Genomic DNA, 16,106 nt, shown 5'->3' with positions numbered 1-16,106 from the left:
TGGCCTGTTATTTGCAATTTTACCAATGAATGCTTATAATACTTTTATAAGCTCAGACTGTAGAAAAACCTGGTTTAAGGGACAAATGAAGCTCAAAATCATAAAAATCAGGACATGCGCCTGATTTTTATACCCCGACCCGCGCCCACCGGGGCGCGAAACCGGGGGTATCGCCGCTGGTTTCGTCAGGAACCAAGCGGCGTATCCAGGGGGACTGGGTCCCCCTGGAAGTGTGCCGAATCCTTTCGGCACACTCAGAGGGACATGCGCCTGATTTTTATACCCCGACCCGCGCCCACCGGGGCGCGAAACCGGGGGTATCGCCGCTGGTTTCGTCAGGAACCAAGCGGCGTATCCAGGGGGACTGGGTCCCCCTGGAAGTGTGCCGAATCCTTTCGGCACACTCAGAGGGACATGCGCCTGATTTTTATACCACGACCCGCGCCCACCGGGGCGCGAAACCGGGGGTATCGCCGCTGGTTTCGTCAGGAACCAAGCGGCGTATCCAGGGGGACTGGGTCCCCCTGGAAGTGTGCCGAACTTTTTCGACACGCTCAGCTTATAATATTTTTTACAGGCCCTGGATGAGGCAGTCTGAAACACAGAAGGCACTGCCTCCGTGGAGGGCTTCAGGTACACCAGGCAGAGGATGACAAAACGGTTTTTTCATCCCCTTTTGCTGCCTGGGGTTTCCCGTACAAAGAGGTGAACGGCCCGGGAAAAGGGGCCGGAGGGAGGACGACTTTTGAAGATTTTGGCAGTGGATTATGGCGATGCCCGCACCGGCCTTGCGGTATGTGATGCCGGGGAGATGCTGGCTTCCCCCGTGGGTGTGATCCATGAATGGAACCGGGACCGGGTGCTGGCCGCTGTGGCCAGGGCGGCGGCGGAGCAGCGGGTGGAGGAGATCGTGGTGGGCAACCCCCTGAATATGGACGGTTCTGCCGGACCGCGTTCCCAGCTGTGCCATGAATTCGGCGCGGCCCTTCAGCAGCTGGTGGAGGTACCGGTGGTTTATTGGGACGAGCGGGGCACCACCGTCACCGCTACCCGTTATCTCAACGTCACCGACACCCGGGGCAAAAAGAGAAAAAATGTGGTGGACGCTGTGGCTGCCACTATTATTCTGGAAAGCTATCTCAACTGGCGGCGTAATCATCCCCGGGAGGGGCAAGGAGGCTGAAGGCGATGGTCCATTTTGAAAAGGAGCTGTCACGCAAGGAATTCTATCATGGATATATTGTGGATTTTTGCGTCCATCAAGTGGAGCTGGAGGACGGAAAAACCGCTTCACGGGAGGTTGTCCATCACCATGGAGGCGTATCGGTAGTGGCTCTGGACGAAAAGGGCAGACTGCTGCTGGTACGGCAGTTCCGCTTTGCCGCGGGAAAGGAGCTGCTGGAGCTTCCGGCGGGCAAGCTGGAACAGGGAGAAGACCCCATGGCCGCCGCCGCCCGGGAGCTGGAGGAGGAAACGGGGTATCAGGCAGAAAGTCTGGAGCTTCTCACCGAGATGATCCCTACCCCCGGTTATTGCACCGAGGTCATCCGCATCTATCTGGCCCGGGGGCTTCGCCGGGGACGGCAGCATCTGGACCCCGGGGAATTTTTGTCGGTGGAAGCGGTGGACTTTGCCCAGGCGGAGGAAATGGCTCTCTCAGGACAGCTGCCCGATGGCAAGACCCAGCTGGGCATTCTGGCCCTGACAGCCCGAATGCGGCGGGAAAAGGCAAGCGAGTGTGATGAGAAATGAAATTGTTTGATGACATTCGATGGATTTTTTTTGATTTGGGCAGCACTCTCATCGACGAGAGCGCTCAGATGGAACAGTTGATCCGGGATATCCGGCAGGCGTTTCTTTCCTTTGACCTGGACTATGCGCCGGAGCAGATCCGCAGCACCATGGTTCGGGCGATGATGGATTACAGCCCCATGCTCCGCACCACGATTTTCTCTCTGGCCCGCAGCGAGGAGCAGCTGGAGGCGGTAAGCGGCCGGCTCCACCGGGACCCCTCTTTGGACCGGCTGTATCCCGGCACATTGGAGGCCCTCAAAGAGCTTTCCGGGCACTATCGGCTGGGAGTGATCGCCAATCTCACCGGAGACGGGAAGGAAAAGCTGGCCCGCCTGGGATTGGATGGGCTTTTTTCCCTGTGCCTTTTTTCCGGCGAGCAGGGGGTGGCAAAACCGGAGGAAGAGCTGTTCCGACGGGCGATCCAGCAGGCGGGCTGCGCTCCCGCTCAGGCGCTGATGGTGGGGGACCGCCTGGAGCAGGATATTTATCCCGCCAACCGGGTGGGGATGAAAACCGTGCGGATCCTCCAGGGCTTTGGACGGTATCAGACCCCCAAGGGCCTGGGATATCAGCCCACCGCCATCATCCAAAAAATCCAGGAGCTGGGTCCTTTGCTGCAAGCTACCTATCGGGGCGAGCGGGAACCGGTGACAGTGGGATAAATGATGAAGAAAACAGCTTTTGGCACAACTGCTTTCTGTGGAAATTGGGGGCGGCGGGGATCTTCCTGCCGCCCCAGGTTATTGCTTTTGTGAAAGGAGCTCCTTTTTGTAAAAGCAAGGGTATGGGCAACAGGGCCGGAAAAAGGCGGCAGCTGAGATTTTAAGGCATTTCCCCTTGCCGCAGCCAGCCGCTGAGACAGCAAAAAAAGGATTTTCAGGCCAATTTTAGTGGACAAGATTAAAAACCTGGAGGACAGAAAGAATGGAAGAGTTTCTGACTGCTTTGGAAAAAAGGCTCAGCGAGATGGCGGACAGCGGCTATCGGGACTTTCAGCTGGGTCTGATTCCCGGCATCCAGCCGGAGACCATGGTGGGGGTGCGCACCCCCCAGCTGCGCCGCCTGGCGTCGGAGCTGCGGAAGTCGGGGCAGGGCAGCACGCTGCTGGAGGCGCTGCCCCATGGTTTTTATGAGGAAAATATCCTTCATGGACTGCTTTTGTCCCAGCTTTCGGACTATGAGGAGACGGTGGCGGAGCTGGAACGCTTTCTGCCTTATGTGGATAACTGGGCTGTCTGTGACCTGCTTTCTCCCAGAGCGTTTCGCAGCCGTCCCCATCAGCTGCCGGAGCAGATTCAGCGGTGGATGGGCAGCAGCCATCCCTATACCATCCGTTTTGGCCTGGGGATGCTCATGAGCTTTTATCTGGATGAGCCATATTTTGACCCCAAGTATCTCTCCTGGGCCATGTCGGTACCCACAGGGGAGTATTATGTGGATATGATAGCCGCGTGGTATTTTGCCACCGCCCTGGCCAAACAATATGATGCCGTGCTCCCGCTGCTCCAAGAGCGAAAGCTGGATCGGTGGGTGCACAATAAAACCATTCAGAAAGCGGTGGAAAGCCGCAGAATCACAGAGGAACAGAAAACCTTCCTCAGGACCCTGCGGTGGAAAGCGTAACAGCTGCCGGGGCGTATAGAGGGGTCAGGAAAAGAAAGAATTGTCATCCGCCCAAAAACGATTTGAAATTTGCGGGACAGTGAAAAACGGACCCTTCCTGAGCCTGAGGCGGCATGGGACAGATGATGTTTTTTGCTGGGGTTTTCGCCTTAAAATACAGCGGGCCGTTTTTCCAAGCCCATCCCCGGGATGTGTGGAACAGGCTGACCCATGAAACGATGGTGCCTATAAAACTGTTTTGATAAAAACGTCACATCGTTCCAAAGGATTGGATGTGGGAAGGGGGAATATAAGAATGATGCTCACCTCTCAGGCGGTGCGGCACCATCGCCTGCGTGCCCATCACCTGCTGGAAAGGCTGCCCGCCGGTGCCCTGGAAGAGGCGGCAGGGGCCTGTGGAATGCAGAATTCTCCTCCCGGGGCGTGGGAAACCGCCATGTTCAACCGGGTGACGGACTGCTCCCGGGAACAACTGGAGGAGGCCCTGTATCAAAATAAAACCCTGCTCCAGGCATGGAGCTACCGGGGCGCGCCGGTGGTGTTTCCCACCAAAGAGAGGAATGTCTTTCTGGCTCCTTTGGCCGCCCGAAACGGGGAAGAACCCTGGATCTATACCAAGGGTGTAGGGCTGGCGCTGGATTATTTGGGGATGACATTTGACCAGCTGCTGCCCATGGTGGAAAAGGCCGCCGGATATCTGGATGAAAACACCGTTGTCAGCAAGGAGGAACTGGACCGGGTACTGGCACAGCAGGCGGAGCCTCTTCTTCCACGGGAAAAGCTGCCTCTGTGGCGGGCCCCTTCCATGTACGGCAGTCCCGACCGTCAGACTGTGGGGGGCGCGGTGGTTTCCTTTCTGCTGCGGCCCTGTGCTTTCCGGTCGTTGGTGGTGTTTGGCCGCAGAGAGAACGACAGCCCCCAATTCACCTCCTGCCGGGCCTGGCTGGGACATCCCCTGGCCCAACCCACTGAGGAGGAGGAACGGGAACTGGTGAGAAAATTCCTCCGCTGCTATGGTCCTGCTGTCCCGCGGGAACTGGGGGACTGGTTGGGATGTACTCCCGCTCAGGCAAAGCGTCTGTGGGCAGGGATGGAGGAAGAGCTGGAACCGGTGACGTTGGAGGGGAAGAAGTGCTGGATGCTGTCGGCAGACCCGGTGGAGGATGGAGATGAGGGCAGGCGTCTGATGCTTCTGGGGCCCCATGACCCTTACCTGGATCTGCGGGACCGGTCTTTGATCCTGGAGGACCCCAGGCTCCAGCGGCTGGTATGGAAAACGGTGGGAAATCCCGGGGCCGTTTTGGAGGGGGGCGTGATCAAAGGCTTTTGGCGGTCCGCTGTCAAAAAAGGAAAACTGGAGCTAAAGCTGACCCTGTGGCAGCAGCCAGACCGTGCCATGGCCCAAAGGCTGGCGGAGCTGGGAGAGGAATGGGCCTGTTTTCGCCGCCTGATGCTGACAAAATGCCAGATCGAAACGCTGCCGTGATGCTGGTGTTCCCCCAAAAATGCCAGGCCACAAGGGAGTGTATACACAGGGAGGATTTGTTTATAAGTCATTTTCCTGAGAAAAGAGAATGGCAGACAAAAGAAAGACAGCCTCCCTGGGACTTTCGCCGTGGCGATGGGGCAGTGTACTGATGAAAACAGTTTATTCCTGCCGACCCCGCAGCTATGTTGACACAGAAAAAAACTCTGCCTCCGCATTGCCGGCTTGGAAAGCTGTCTCCATTTTTGCCCCTTGGGGACACTTTCATCCATCAGGAGCAGGGATAAAGGGAGAAGATGGCAGCAGCGTTTCCTTTTAAGCGGAGGGGTATACAAATTTTTTTTTTGTGCTACAATATTCTTTAACGCCCTTTTTCCACAAGGCTCACCATTTTGCGGCAGGTGCTTTGTGGGACAAACCGCATATCATGACTAGTTACAGGAGATGACTTCATGGCCCAATCCATCAGTAAAACCGTCCTTTTTGAGCAAGCTCCCATTCCCAGAGCGGTGGCGCAGCTGGCTGTTCCCACCATTCTCAGTTCTCTGGTGATGGTTCTTTATAACCTGGCCGATACCTATTTTGTAGGTATGCTGGGCAATCCGGTACAGAATGCCGCTGTTACCCTGGCAGCGCCGGTACTGCTGGCCTTCAACGCGGTCAACAACCTTTTCGGTGTGGGCAGCTCCAGCATGATGAGCCGTGCTCTGGGGCGCAAGGACTATGAAACCGTTTCCCGCAGCTCTTCCTTCGGCTTTTGCTGCGCGGTGGCTTTTGGACTGCTGTTCTCCCTGGGATGCACGGTTTTCTGGGGACCGCTGATGACCCTGCTGGGAGCGGACAGTGTTACCTGGGAAGCTACCGCCGGTTACCTTTACTGGACTGTTACACTGGGAGCCACCCCCGCCATTCTCAATGTGGTGATGGCTTATCTGGTGCGGGCAGAGGGTTCTGCCCTTCACGCCAGCATAGGCACCATGAGCGGATGTTTGCTCAATATTGTGCTGGACCCCATCTTCATTCTCCCCTGGGGTCTGAATCTGGGGGCCGCGGGAGCGGGATGTGCCACATTCCTCTCCAACTGTGTGGCCTGTATCTATTTTCTGGTGCTGCTGGCGGTCAAGCGGGGACGGACTTATGTCTGCATCGATCCCAGAAAGTTCACCCTCAAAAAGGAGATTGTTCTGGGGGTCTGCGGTGTTGGAATTCCCGCCGCCATCCAAAATCTCCTCAATGTTACCGGCATGACCATTTTGAATAACTTTACCTCCGCCTATGGCGCGGATGCCGTGGCCGCTATGGGCATCACCTATAAGATCTACATGGTGCCCATGTATATTTCCATGGGACTTTCTCAGGGCATCATGCCGCTGATCAGCTACAATTACGCCAGCGGCAACATCCGCCGGATGAAACAAACTGTATGGTTTGCCGCCCGTGCCGCCCTTACTCTGATTACTACAGTGGCCGTTTTCTATTTCATCTTCCCCGGCTTCTTTGTGTCCCTGTTTATGGATAATCAGATCATCATTGATTATGGTTCCCGTTTCCTGCATGGCTTCTGCCTGGGGCTGCCCTTTCTGTGTGTGGATTTTCTGGCAGTGGGCGTGTTCCAGGCGGTGGGAATGGGCCGGGAGGCTCTGGTATTCGCTATTTTGCGGAAAGTGTTGCTGGAGATCCCCGCTCTGTGCATCCTCAACTGGCTGTTCCCCCTCTATGGCCTGGCCTATGCGCAGTTTGTGGCGGAAGTGATCCTTTCGGCTGCGGCGGTGATTGTGCTGGCCCGTTTGTTCTCCCGTTTGTCCAGGGAGAAGGGTTGCGCCTGAGACTGCTGCTGACAAAATTTTTCCCCGCTGGTTCTGTTCCTGATGAACGGAGCCGGCGGGGATTTTCTTTTTCCATGGGTTTTGAGTAAAAACGCCCTGATTCCTGCCCAAAAAAGGGCAGTACCTTTGCCCGGGTTTTGCACACACAAGGGGACGGGGAAATCCTCCCCAAACTGGGGACAGTGGAAAAACTTAGCGCCTGAAACATATTTCCTCAAATGTCCGCAGACAGCGTGTTTGGCTGCTCAGAGGCTTTCTGAAACGATGAGATTTTCCTCTTTTTCTGCGGGGAATGGGCTCTGCTGCGTTAAAAAATCATGGCTGCGCTTTTTCCTGCATCCCCTTATTTCCTGGGAAAACGGTACGTTTCTTTGGCTTCAGGAACGCTCTGGATGGCTATTGTTATGGCGGTGGGTTTCCAAGAAAACAGATTCTGCGGATGGGGCCTGTGCTGTAAACTTTTTTGGGACAAACAGAAACGCCGCCCCTATTGCAGGCAGCGGCGTTGTTTTTTGGAACTTTTCGGGGGAAGTGAATCACCCCGCAGAAAGAGAAAAAGCGTCAGCTTACACCACAGGAATAATGGCATGAAGAATGGCGAAGGCAAACAGGGCGGTGAAGCCGCCGCAGAGGATGATATATCCCCGGCGGGCGCTGGCCCGCTTGATGTTGTAGCTGACCACCCCTTCGCAGATGGCCCCCGCTGCCAGCCCCAGGAACAGAAACAGTACCTGCCACTGAAGATCGGTCAGAGGTGTCAGAGGCCCCAGGTGGCCGCAAAGGACACATCCCATCAGATATACCAGCGGCAGCACCCCTACCGGCAGCACCGCCAGGGCATAGCCCCGCTGTCCTCTGCGCAGGTACAGATAAGCGATCACCAGGGTCAGGATGACGACAACAACAGATTCGGTCAGCATGGCTGTTCCCCTTCCTCAAAACTCTGTCTGTAAATGCTTACTGGGCGTCTGTAAAGATTTTGGCTGCCGCCTGGGCGCCTTCCGCCTGGCCGGTCACCAGACAGATGCAGTTTCCGTTTTCCAGAATCTGAGCATTCTCCTCCAGCTGGGTCAGCTGGTCGGGGAGATATCCGTCAAAGCTGGCTTTCAGATCCTCTACCCGTTTCGCCACCATAGCCTTGGCGTCATCCATCCGTCCGTCCGCAACAGAGAAAACAGCGATTTCCTCCGCCTGGAAAGCAGGACTGATGTAGACCTTGTAGCCGGTGATCACTTCGCTGTCAATGGCATAGTAGTTGCTGATGACCTTTTCTCCCGCCTCTACCAGCTCCTGCTTGGGGGCCAGAGCCTCCACCATCTGATCCGCCAGCTCTGCGGGAGTGGCTGTGAGGGTCTTGGAATCGGAGGAAGAGGAACCGCCGCAGCCGGCCAGCAGAGTGACCAGCAGCAGAGCCGCCAACGCCAGAGAAATCAATGAATACCGTTTCATAGGATATGATCTTCCTTTCATTTTTTGTCTGTGATTTTTCTGAAAATCAGTTACAGGATTTCCGGGGAAAAGTCCGGTCCTCCTTGCTGTAAACCAGGAATGCTTCTGCTTTTTCCGGGGGGACAGGGGCCGCTATGGCTGGGCAACCCCTTTGTGAGTGTCCAGATATTCAAACCATTTGCGGTACCAGCTGGGACCAAAATGGATGCCGTCGGTAGGACTGGCCTCATCATAAAGGGCTCCGGTATCGTCCTTGAATACCTCCGCCACATTAAGGTAATAAACTCCTTTTTTCATGGCCATTGCCCGGAGATCCTTGTTATAGCGATCGATGGTGGCGTTGTCGGTGACCGCCTGGGACCACTGCTCATAGGCGGCGGTTACCGGCAGGATGGACTGGACATAGATGGTGGCCTCTGGATGCTGCTGCTGCAGGGTATCCACCAGCCGCTCATAGGCGGAAATGAAATCCTCCTCAGACAGCAGAATGCTGTTGATACCCATGAGGATATAAATCTTGCCGGGATCATATCTGGCGGAGGCATCGATAATGGTCTCCTTGGAGCCGTCTCCCAGCCCCTTGTCAATGACCTCTTTGGTGAAGATGTTGTTGAGATTGATGCCGGTATAGGAGAGCACATCAGCGTTGCTCATGATATCGTAGAGTTTGATGCCTTCGGTAATGGAATCCCCCACAAATAAGGCGTCATCAAACCAGGCGGTGTCGATGGTTTCTTCCTCCTCCTGGGGCTCCGATTCTTCCGGCAAAGAGGAAGAGGAGGCATCGGTATTTTCTCCTTCACCTTGGGCAGCGGAGCTGTTTTCGTCCCCTGTTTCCGGCTGTGTGCTGGAAGAAGAGCCGCCGTCCGGTGATGAAGCGCTGGAGGAAGAGCTGTCTTCCGCCAGGCTGGAGGAGGACTGGACCCCGGAGGAAGGCTCTGAAGAGCCGGAGCTTTCCTCCGCCGATTTTTCCTCCGGCAGACTGGAGGCACTGGAAACCGGGGAAGAAACAGATGAAGACGCAGGGGATTTCCCACTTTCTCCGCCGCATCCCACAGCCAGCAGCAGGCACAGGCATACTGCCAGCAAACGAGGACCAACAGGCCCCATAGAGATCACTCTTTTCTTTCAATTCTGTCGGTGTACTCACTGGCTGACCGCGTGAGTACGGAGATAATCAAACCATTTGCGATACCAGGTGGCGCCGAAATGGATGCCGTCGGTGGGGCTGGCCTCGCTGAAAAGAGCGCCGGTCTCATCCTTGAAGATTTCCGCCACGTTGAGGTAATAAACCCCTTTCTCCTCCGCCATTGCCATCAGAGCTTCATTGTACTCATCAATGGTGGCATTGTCCGTAACGGCGTCAGCCCGTTTTTCATAGTCGGCAGTCACCGGCAGAATAGACTGGACATACACGATGGCGTCCGGATGCTGCTGACGGAGCGTGTCCACCAACCGTCCATAAGCGCTGATAAAGTCCTCTTTTGCCATCTGGATGCTGTTGACGCCCATGAGGATGTAGATTTTGCCTGGATCGTAATCAGCGGAGGCATCAATAATGGTTTTTTTGGACCCATCCTCCATGGGGATGACTTCCCGGGTGAAGATGCTGTCCAGATTGATGCCGGTATAGGACAAAACAGTGGCGTTGCTCATCACATCGTAGAGTTTGATGCCCTCTGTAATGGAGTCTCCCACAAACAGAGCGTCATCAAAGTAGGAGGAGGCGGTCCACTCTCCCTCCCCCACCAGGGTGCTGCTGCCGTTATCGGCGGTACTGCTTTCTTCAGAGCTCTGCTCCTGAGAGGAAGCCTCCTGGGAGGCCGGATCCTGGGAAGAGCTTTCCCCCGAGGTGTCGGAGGAGGAAGAAACGGTTTTAGGCTCAGGGGGAATGTAATCCACCGGGTCTGCCAACTGCCACACTCCCGCCACAAGAGCGGACAGAATGGCCACCGCCAAAGTCAGTGTCAGCACCGGAAGAAGGTCGGACCCTCTTTTTTTATGTCCCCGGTATCCCCGGGGCTTTTGACTGCGATTGTTCATGCCGTTTATCACCTGTGTTAAAATTGCCGGAACTGTTCCGGAATAAAAAATCCGGACCGGAACGGACCGGAAACATATTTGAGCCGGATCAAAAACAAGTCCGGCAGGTATAGCTGTCAAGCAGAACTATTATAGCAAAAAAACGGCGGGAAATCTATCGCTGGGAGATATTTCATAAAATATTCACACCCGTATCAAATCCGTCCGGGCAAAGGCGGAAGTGGGGATGGACGCTTTCTGTGGGAACAGTTTTCCCGTAGTGGAGGAGGGGCAGTCTGGGGTGGGCAAAAAGCCTCTGTACGGCATTGGGGAGAAAGTCGCCCAGAAATATGGAAACTCCTTTGATAGGGAAGGGACTGAAGCCTATTTTAGGGGATAAACAAAATTTAAAACCATAAAACGCAGGACATGCGCCTGCGTTTTATACCACGACCCGCGCCCACTGGGGCGCGAAACCGGGGGTATCGCCGGTGGTTTCGGCAGGAACCAGCGGCGTATCCAGGGGGACAGGGTCCCCCTGGAAGCGCAAGCCCCGGAAGGAAACTTCCGGGGCTTGCAGTTCGCCTTTCGTAATGGAAAGGACATATATGAGGAGAGAAGATTAACGGAGAATCAGAGACAGTATGGTATTGAAAGCAGTGGCGCTGAGGACGCTGGCGGGTACGGCGATAAAGAGCAGACGGGGGAACATGGTGTTGCGCTCCTCCTCAGAGGTACAGGAACCCAGGATCAGGCTGCCGCCGGAAGAGAAGGGAGAGATGGCGGAGCTCTGAGCGCCGATGACGATGCAGGCAAACAGTACCAGAGGGTTGAGACCGGCGGCCTCCGCCAAAGCGGGGACCAGAGGGAACAGAGCGGGGCACACCACGCCCAGGGTGCTGGAGAAGAAGCTCATGATAGCGCCCACAATGCTGAAAGCGATGGGGATCAGCCATGCGGGGAGGCTGGAACCGGCCCAGGAAGCCAGCAGATCGATGGTGCCCGCCTCAATGGCCACATTGATGAGCATACCTACGCCGCAGATCATCAGAATGGTATTCCACGGAATTTTGTCCACCACCTGCTTCTGGGGGGCCAGCTTGAGGAACAGGGCGATGACGGAGAATACAATGGCCACCAGGCCTACATCCATCTTGCTGTTGATAAAGGAAATCAGTTCCACATCAGGGAGAATGATATGCAGCACAGGGAAGATGAGGACCACGATGATCATGGCGATCATCAGGTTGAGGGTGGTTTTCTGCTGGGGGGTGAAGGGCTCGGGCTTTTCAAAGCTGACGCCGGCGCCGATATTCCGGTTGGTTTTGGGGATGTAGCGGAAACCGGCGATGAGCAGCAGGGAGAAGATCACGCTTGCCACAAAGATGACGGCGGAGTTGCTGAAAGAAACAGCGGTGTCCAGGCCGGCTTCTTCCATCAGGCCGCGGAAGATGATGCCGCTGCCGCTGGTCATGAAGTTGGCTCCGGACAGAGCGCCGCAGTTGACGGCCACAGCGCCCACCAGTTTATCCATCCGGGCCTCTTCACAGATGAGCAGGGTCACAGGCGCCATAAAGGCCAGTACCGTGAAGAATCCGGCGCCCAGGGCAGCAATGCCCGCGCTGGCCAGATAGAGGGCGAAGGGCAGCAGACCGGGAAAACGGCGGCAGGCATAAAGCAGGCTGCGGGCGGTTTTTTCCAGGGTGCCGTTGACCAGAGCGAAGTTATAGAACAGGGAAACGGACATGATGACGAACATGGTGCTGATGGGCCACCCGGCAATAACGCTCTTGGTGGACATCCCCAGTCCGAAACATCCGATAAGATAGGCAAAAACGATGGCGAAGAATCCGGTGTTGTATTTGGTCTTGTAGCCGATGGCCACCGACACGGCGATGGCGGCTACGATCAGCGCGCTCAACATAGGAATACATCCTCCTCTTGTCAGCAATAATCACAGAATTTGATCAGATGATCTGATGGATGGCGTGGCTGGAAGAACTTCAGTCCTCCAGATTCAGCAGCCGCCGCTGAATGGTATGGGTCATGTAATGGATCTGCTCCTCGGGGATGCCGTTGTCTGCCAGATAGTCCAGATATTGGCCCAGGGCGATTTCCCAGTTGGGGTTTTCCACCTGGCCGCCGTCGGTGCTGATCATGACATTTTTATAGCCCACAGCCTGAATGGTCTCCAGGTTGGAGGGAAGGTTGCTCTTATATTTGCCGCCGCCCATGGGCTGGGCAAAGCACCGCTCCAGGTACACGTTGTAGTCCTTGGTGATGCGGATCTGATCTTCCAGAGTCATTCCCACGATCCACCACTCGGGATGTGTGACGACGATCTTTTCAAGACCCATCTTCCGGGCCTCTTCCACCACAATGAAGCACTCCTCCGGGGAGATGTGGGCGGTGCCCAGCACAACATCATAGTCCTTGATCAGCTGGAATACATCCCGCACTTCCGGCAGCACCTTGCCATCCCGGGTCACCTCCACGGCTCCATCCAGGCTGGCATTGTTCTTCAGGCGATGGTTGACTGCGGACTGAGTGGGCAGCCACACCACTTTGGCTCCCAGCTTGAGGGCGGATTCCACCGCGGCGGGATTGATGCCGCCCACCACCCGGTTGAGGGTGATGCTGCCGAACATGGTGAAATCATTGCTGCCGCCATGGACAATCTTGTTGTGCTGGTTGCACAGGTAAGCCCGGTCCATGGTCACCCCCTGATGGGTCTTGATGACAATGGCTCTGGCGCCCACCCGGATGCCCGCCTCCATCAGCTGGAAGTCGTCGTAGGCCCGATGACGGATATCGGGATTGCTGTGAACGTGCATATCAATGACGCCTTGTAAAGATACCTTTCCCATTGCAGCCTCCTCTTGTAACAGAAAAGTCAGAAATATCAAAAATAACCAGTTATTTTCAAAATCTTCCGTTGATTTTGGTCTGGTACCAGTATATACTGAATAAAACATCGGCGAAACAAATAATCACGATTTTAGTCATCGGTAAAACCGATAGCAGAAAGGAGCCAAACTGTGTACCTCAAAGAACTGCTTTATATCAAGGCCATTGCGGAGGAAGGAAGTATTTCCAGGGCCGCGGAACGGCTGTTTATGGCGCAGTCCAGCCTCAGCGAATTTCTCACCCAATATGAAGCGGAGTTGGGCGCCCGGTTGTTTGTCCGCTCCTCCACCGGTGTACGGCCTACCGACGCAGGCCGGGTGTTTCTGGAAACAGCGGGCCCCATGCTGCTGGAATACAAGCGGATGCAGCAGCAAATCTCCGACATCCAGCAGCTGCAGGCAGGGACGGTGGAGCTGGGGGCCAGTACCTTCCGGGGAACCTATTTGCTGCCGCCGGTGCTTCATGTTTTTTCCCGGCGTTATCCCGGCGTCACTGTCAACATCCATGAGGCCAACAGCATGGCGCTGGAGCAGATGCTGCAGGCAGGTGAAGTGGACATCGGACTGATCGCGCTGCCGCTGACCCGCCTGTCCTCTCAGCCGGAGCTGCTGATGCGGGATGAGATCTGCATCATTGCCGCGCCGGATCATCCGGTGCTGTCCAAAGCCCGCATTGAAAAAGGACGCAGCTATGTGGACCCCCGTGATCTGGGAGAATTTGAGTTTATCCTCAGTGACCGGGACACGATTCTGGGACATCGTGGGAGGGATATTATTCAGAAAGCGGGCATTTCCCCCACCGTGCACAACGATAATATCACCGCTCCCTTTGCCGCCGCCATGGCTTGTCAGGGGCTGGGGCTGGCTTTCACCTATCGCTCCTGCAGGGCGGGAAATCCCCATGCGCTTTATCTGTCCATTGGCCCGGAGGGAGAGTTTCTGGAGCTGGCGCTGATGTATGCCGATGGATTCCGCTCCAGGGCCACCCGTGCCCTCCGGGAGGTGTTTTTTGAAGTGCTGGGAGGACGGGGAGAGATGGAAGGATAAGTGTTTTTGAATGGGGGAGCAGCGCTGGGAGAAAAGGCGTTTTTTTCAGCCCCAATGCGATTAAAATCCATCAAAAGCAAACAGGCGGCGGGGACTGGTCCCCGCCGCCTCAGACTGTAGAAAAATCTGTTTCCAAGAAAAAATTCAAAACCATAAAAATCAGGACATGTGCCTGATTTTTATACCACGACCCGCGCCCACCGGGGCGCGAAACCGGGGGTATCGCCGCTGGTTTCGTCAGGAACCTGCGGCGTATCCAGGGGGTATTGGATACCCCCCTGGAAGCGTGTCGAACTTTTTCGACACGCTTGAACGGCGGGGACTGGTCCCCGCCGCCTTTTGAGCAGATGATTTTTCAGTTGCAGAGGTAAACTTTTTGTCCGTCAGGAGCCCATCAGGACAATGTCCAGATCAAAGGTGCTGCTCTTGCTCCGGTTATCCAAACGGTAGATGGTGATGGTGACAGTATCTCCCGGCGCGTAATCCTGAAGGATCTCGGCGCTTTCATTGAAAGAGTAAACGGGTTTGCCCTCAATGTGGGTGATGATGTCCCCTTCTTTTGCTCCCTTGGCCTGGATATCGGCCCCTTCCACGAAGGAATAGATCCGCAGCCCCAGAGGTGTGCCGTAATATTGAGCCTCCTCCAGCTGTACCTGTTGGGCGGTAATGCCCAGCATGGCCCGGCCGGTGACTTTTCCATTGGTGATGATATCGGTGATGATGGGCATGGCATCGTTGATGGGGATGGCAAAGCCCATGCCCTCATAGCCTTCCATGGCGATTTTGGCGGAGTTGATGCCCACCACCTGTCCGTAAGCATTGATCAGAGCGCCGCCGGAGTTGCCGGGATTGATGGCCGCGTCGGTTTGGATGCACTCAATGGTATATCCCGCGTCACCGGCAGCGATCTCCCGGTTGAGGGCGGAGACATAGCCTACAGTCAAAGAGGTGGCAAACTGGAGACCGCCGGGATTGCCGATGGCAACCACCCGTTCTCCCACCAGCAGCTGATCGGAATTGCCGAATTCAGCCGCGGTCAGTCCCTCCGCCTCGATTTTTACCACCGCCAGATCGGTCTGGCTGTCGGAACCTACCACTACGCCGTCATAGGTTTCACCGGTGGAAAGGACCACCTCCAGATCCATCGCTCCTTCCACCACATGAGCGTTTGTAATGATGTAGCCATCCTCGCTCATGATGATGCCGGAGCCCTGGCTCTGCTCACTGTAGCCATAGCTGGTGGTACCCAGGTAGCTGACGATCCCCACCACGGAGGGAGAGCATTTGGTGTAGATCTCGGTATTGGCCATTCCGCCGTCGGAAGCGGCAGCAGACTCGCCCTGAGGCTTGTCCTCCAGGGTGACATCAGGAACGCTGTTCACCGATGGCTCGCCGGAGGGTTCCTGCTGACTTTCCTGGGTGGGAGAAGACAGCTGGGGAACGCTGCCGGTAGCGGCCACATAACCGCCGTAGGCGGCAAAGCAAACCAGCACCAGTCCTGCGATGCTTCCCAGAATGACGCCGAACACCCGCAGACCGTGATTTTTCTTTTTGGGACTGCGGTTTTGGTGATCTGTCTGATGCATTTGATCGAAATTCCACTGATAAGGCCCATTGCCCCGCTGATAACCGTAGCTGCCGCCGTTTTGCCACTGGCGGTCATAATTCTGCCAGCCGTTATTCTGTCCGCCTTGCCCGCTGGAGCCGCTCTGACCGCTGTAGCCGTTATTTTGACCGTTGGCATAATAATCCGGCTGATAGGGCCGCTGGGTGGATTCCTGATCCAACTGCCGGGGATCCTGTTGATTGAATTGATCGTTCATGATTTTTCGCTCCGTTCCTGTGCCCCCGGATATGCCGGCGGCTTTGATGCACTGCTGTGATCCAGTGAAATAATCCAGTGAAAAAATATACCAAAGAAATGTAAACTTGATTTGACCAGCCGATAAATAT

Annotated in this window: 15 protein-coding genes; 8 read left to right on the top strand and 7 right to left on the bottom strand. The window is 55.7% G+C overall.

Annotated elements, in window-relative coordinates:
• The first annotated feature begins 745 nt into the window (after positions 1-745).
• The 7 genes from ruvX to BQ5383_RS20610 all read left to right on the top strand — a co-directional run bounded on the left by ruvX (position 746) and on the right by BQ5383_RS20610 (position 7,320).
• Positions 746-1,183, top strand: a complete 438-nt coding sequence (gene ruvX, locus BQ5383_RS04805) for a Holliday junction resolvase RuvX (protein ID WP_071429714.1) — start codon at positions 746-748, stop codon at positions 1,181-1,183.
• Between the two features lie 5 nt (positions 1,184-1,188).
• A complete protein-coding gene (locus BQ5383_RS04800; protein ID WP_071429711.1) occupies positions 1,189-1,752 on the top strand; it encodes an NUDIX domain-containing protein in 564 nt (187 codons plus the stop codon).
• Complete coding sequence (locus BQ5383_RS04795) at positions 1,749-2,456, top strand: HAD family hydrolase (protein ID WP_071429709.1); 708 nt, start codon at positions 1,749-1,751, stop codon at positions 2,454-2,456. Before BQ5383_RS04800 ends, BQ5383_RS04795 begins: the two co-directional genes overlap by 4 nt.
• A gap of 262 nt (positions 2,457-2,718) precedes the next feature.
• The gene (locus tag BQ5383_RS04790; protein ID WP_071429707.1) at positions 2,719-3,417 is read left to right on the top strand and encodes a DNA alkylation repair protein; all 699 of its coding nucleotides are present in this window, start codon (positions 2,719-2,721) and stop codon (positions 3,415-3,417) included.
• Positions 3,418-3,712: 295 nt separating this feature from the next.
• On the top strand, positions 3,713-4,903 hold the full coding sequence (locus BQ5383_RS04785) for a winged helix DNA-binding domain-containing protein (protein ID WP_071429705.1): 1,191 nt from the start codon (positions 3,713-3,715) through the stop codon (positions 4,901-4,903).
• 452 nt (positions 4,904-5,355) lie between these two features.
• Positions 5,356-6,729 carry an MATE family efflux transporter gene (locus tag BQ5383_RS04780; RefSeq protein ID WP_071429703.1) on the top strand — a complete coding sequence of 458 codons (1,374 nt, stop codon included), beginning with the start codon at positions 5,356-5,358 and terminating at the stop codon, positions 6,727-6,729.
• A 42-nt stretch (positions 6,730-6,771) separates the two neighbouring features.
• Entirely contained in the window at positions 6,772-7,320 is a 549-nt protein-coding gene (locus tag BQ5383_RS20610; protein ID WP_139193345.1) for a hypothetical protein, read from the top strand.
• On the opposite strand, the gene BQ5383_RS04775 is transcribed toward BQ5383_RS20610, so the two are convergent.
• The 6 genes from BQ5383_RS04775 to BQ5383_RS04750 all read right to left on the bottom strand — a co-directional run bounded on the left by BQ5383_RS04775 (position 7,296) and on the right by BQ5383_RS04750 (position 13,067).
• Positions 7,296-7,649, bottom strand: coding sequence for a hypothetical protein (locus BQ5383_RS04775; RefSeq protein WP_071429701.1), 354 nt, complete (start codon positions 7,647-7,649; stop codon positions 7,296-7,298). The two genes, BQ5383_RS20610 and BQ5383_RS04775, sit on opposite strands and share 25 nt — an antisense overlap.
• A 37-nt stretch (positions 7,650-7,686) precedes the next feature.
• Positions 7,687-8,178 (bottom strand): DUF4358 domain-containing protein, encoded by a 492-nt coding sequence (locus BQ5383_RS04770; protein ID WP_071429699.1) that lies wholly within the window; start codon positions 8,176-8,178, stop codon positions 7,687-7,689.
• A 132-nt stretch (positions 8,179-8,310) separates the two neighbouring features.
• Complete coding sequence (locus tag BQ5383_RS04765) at positions 8,311-9,288, bottom strand: GDSL-type esterase/lipase family protein (RefSeq protein ID WP_071429698.1); 978 nt, start codon at positions 9,286-9,288, stop codon at positions 8,311-8,313.
• A gap of 36 nt (positions 9,289-9,324) precedes the next feature.
• On the bottom strand, positions 9,325-10,221 hold the full coding sequence (locus tag BQ5383_RS04760; protein WP_071429696.1) for a GDSL-type esterase/lipase family protein: 897 nt from the start codon (positions 10,219-10,221) through the stop codon (positions 9,325-9,327).
• Between the two features lie 601 nt (positions 10,222-10,822).
• Positions 10,823-12,124: an SLC13 family permease gene (locus BQ5383_RS04755; protein WP_071429694.1), complete on the bottom strand. Its 1,302-nt coding sequence runs from the start codon at positions 12,122-12,124 to the stop codon at positions 10,823-10,825.
• Positions 12,125-12,203: 79 nt separating this feature from the next.
• The gene (locus BQ5383_RS04750) at positions 12,204-13,067 is read right to left on the bottom strand and encodes a DUF6282 family protein (protein WP_071429693.1); all 864 of its coding nucleotides are present in this window, start codon (positions 13,065-13,067) and stop codon (positions 12,204-12,206) included.
• 171 nt (positions 13,068-13,238) lie between these two features.
• Between BQ5383_RS04750 and BQ5383_RS04745 the strand changes: the two genes are divergently transcribed.
• Positions 13,239-14,153: a LysR family transcriptional regulator gene (locus BQ5383_RS04745; protein ID WP_071429691.1), complete on the top strand. Its 915-nt coding sequence runs from the start codon at positions 13,239-13,241 to the stop codon at positions 14,151-14,153.
• A 383-nt stretch (positions 14,154-14,536) separates the two neighbouring features.
• Here the strand turns inward: BQ5383_RS04745 and BQ5383_RS04740 are convergent, their stop codons facing one another.
• Positions 14,537-15,976, bottom strand: coding sequence for a S1C family serine protease (locus BQ5383_RS04740; protein ID WP_071429689.1), 1,440 nt, complete (start codon positions 15,974-15,976; stop codon positions 14,537-14,539).
• Positions 15,977-16,106: the final 130 nt, after the last annotated feature.

This window comes from Angelakisella massiliensis, from assembly GCF_900104675.1.
GTDB lineage: Bacteria > Bacillota > Clostridia > Oscillospirales > Ruminococcaceae > Angelakisella > Angelakisella massiliensis.
This window is presented reverse-complemented; position numbering and strand designations above follow the sequence as displayed.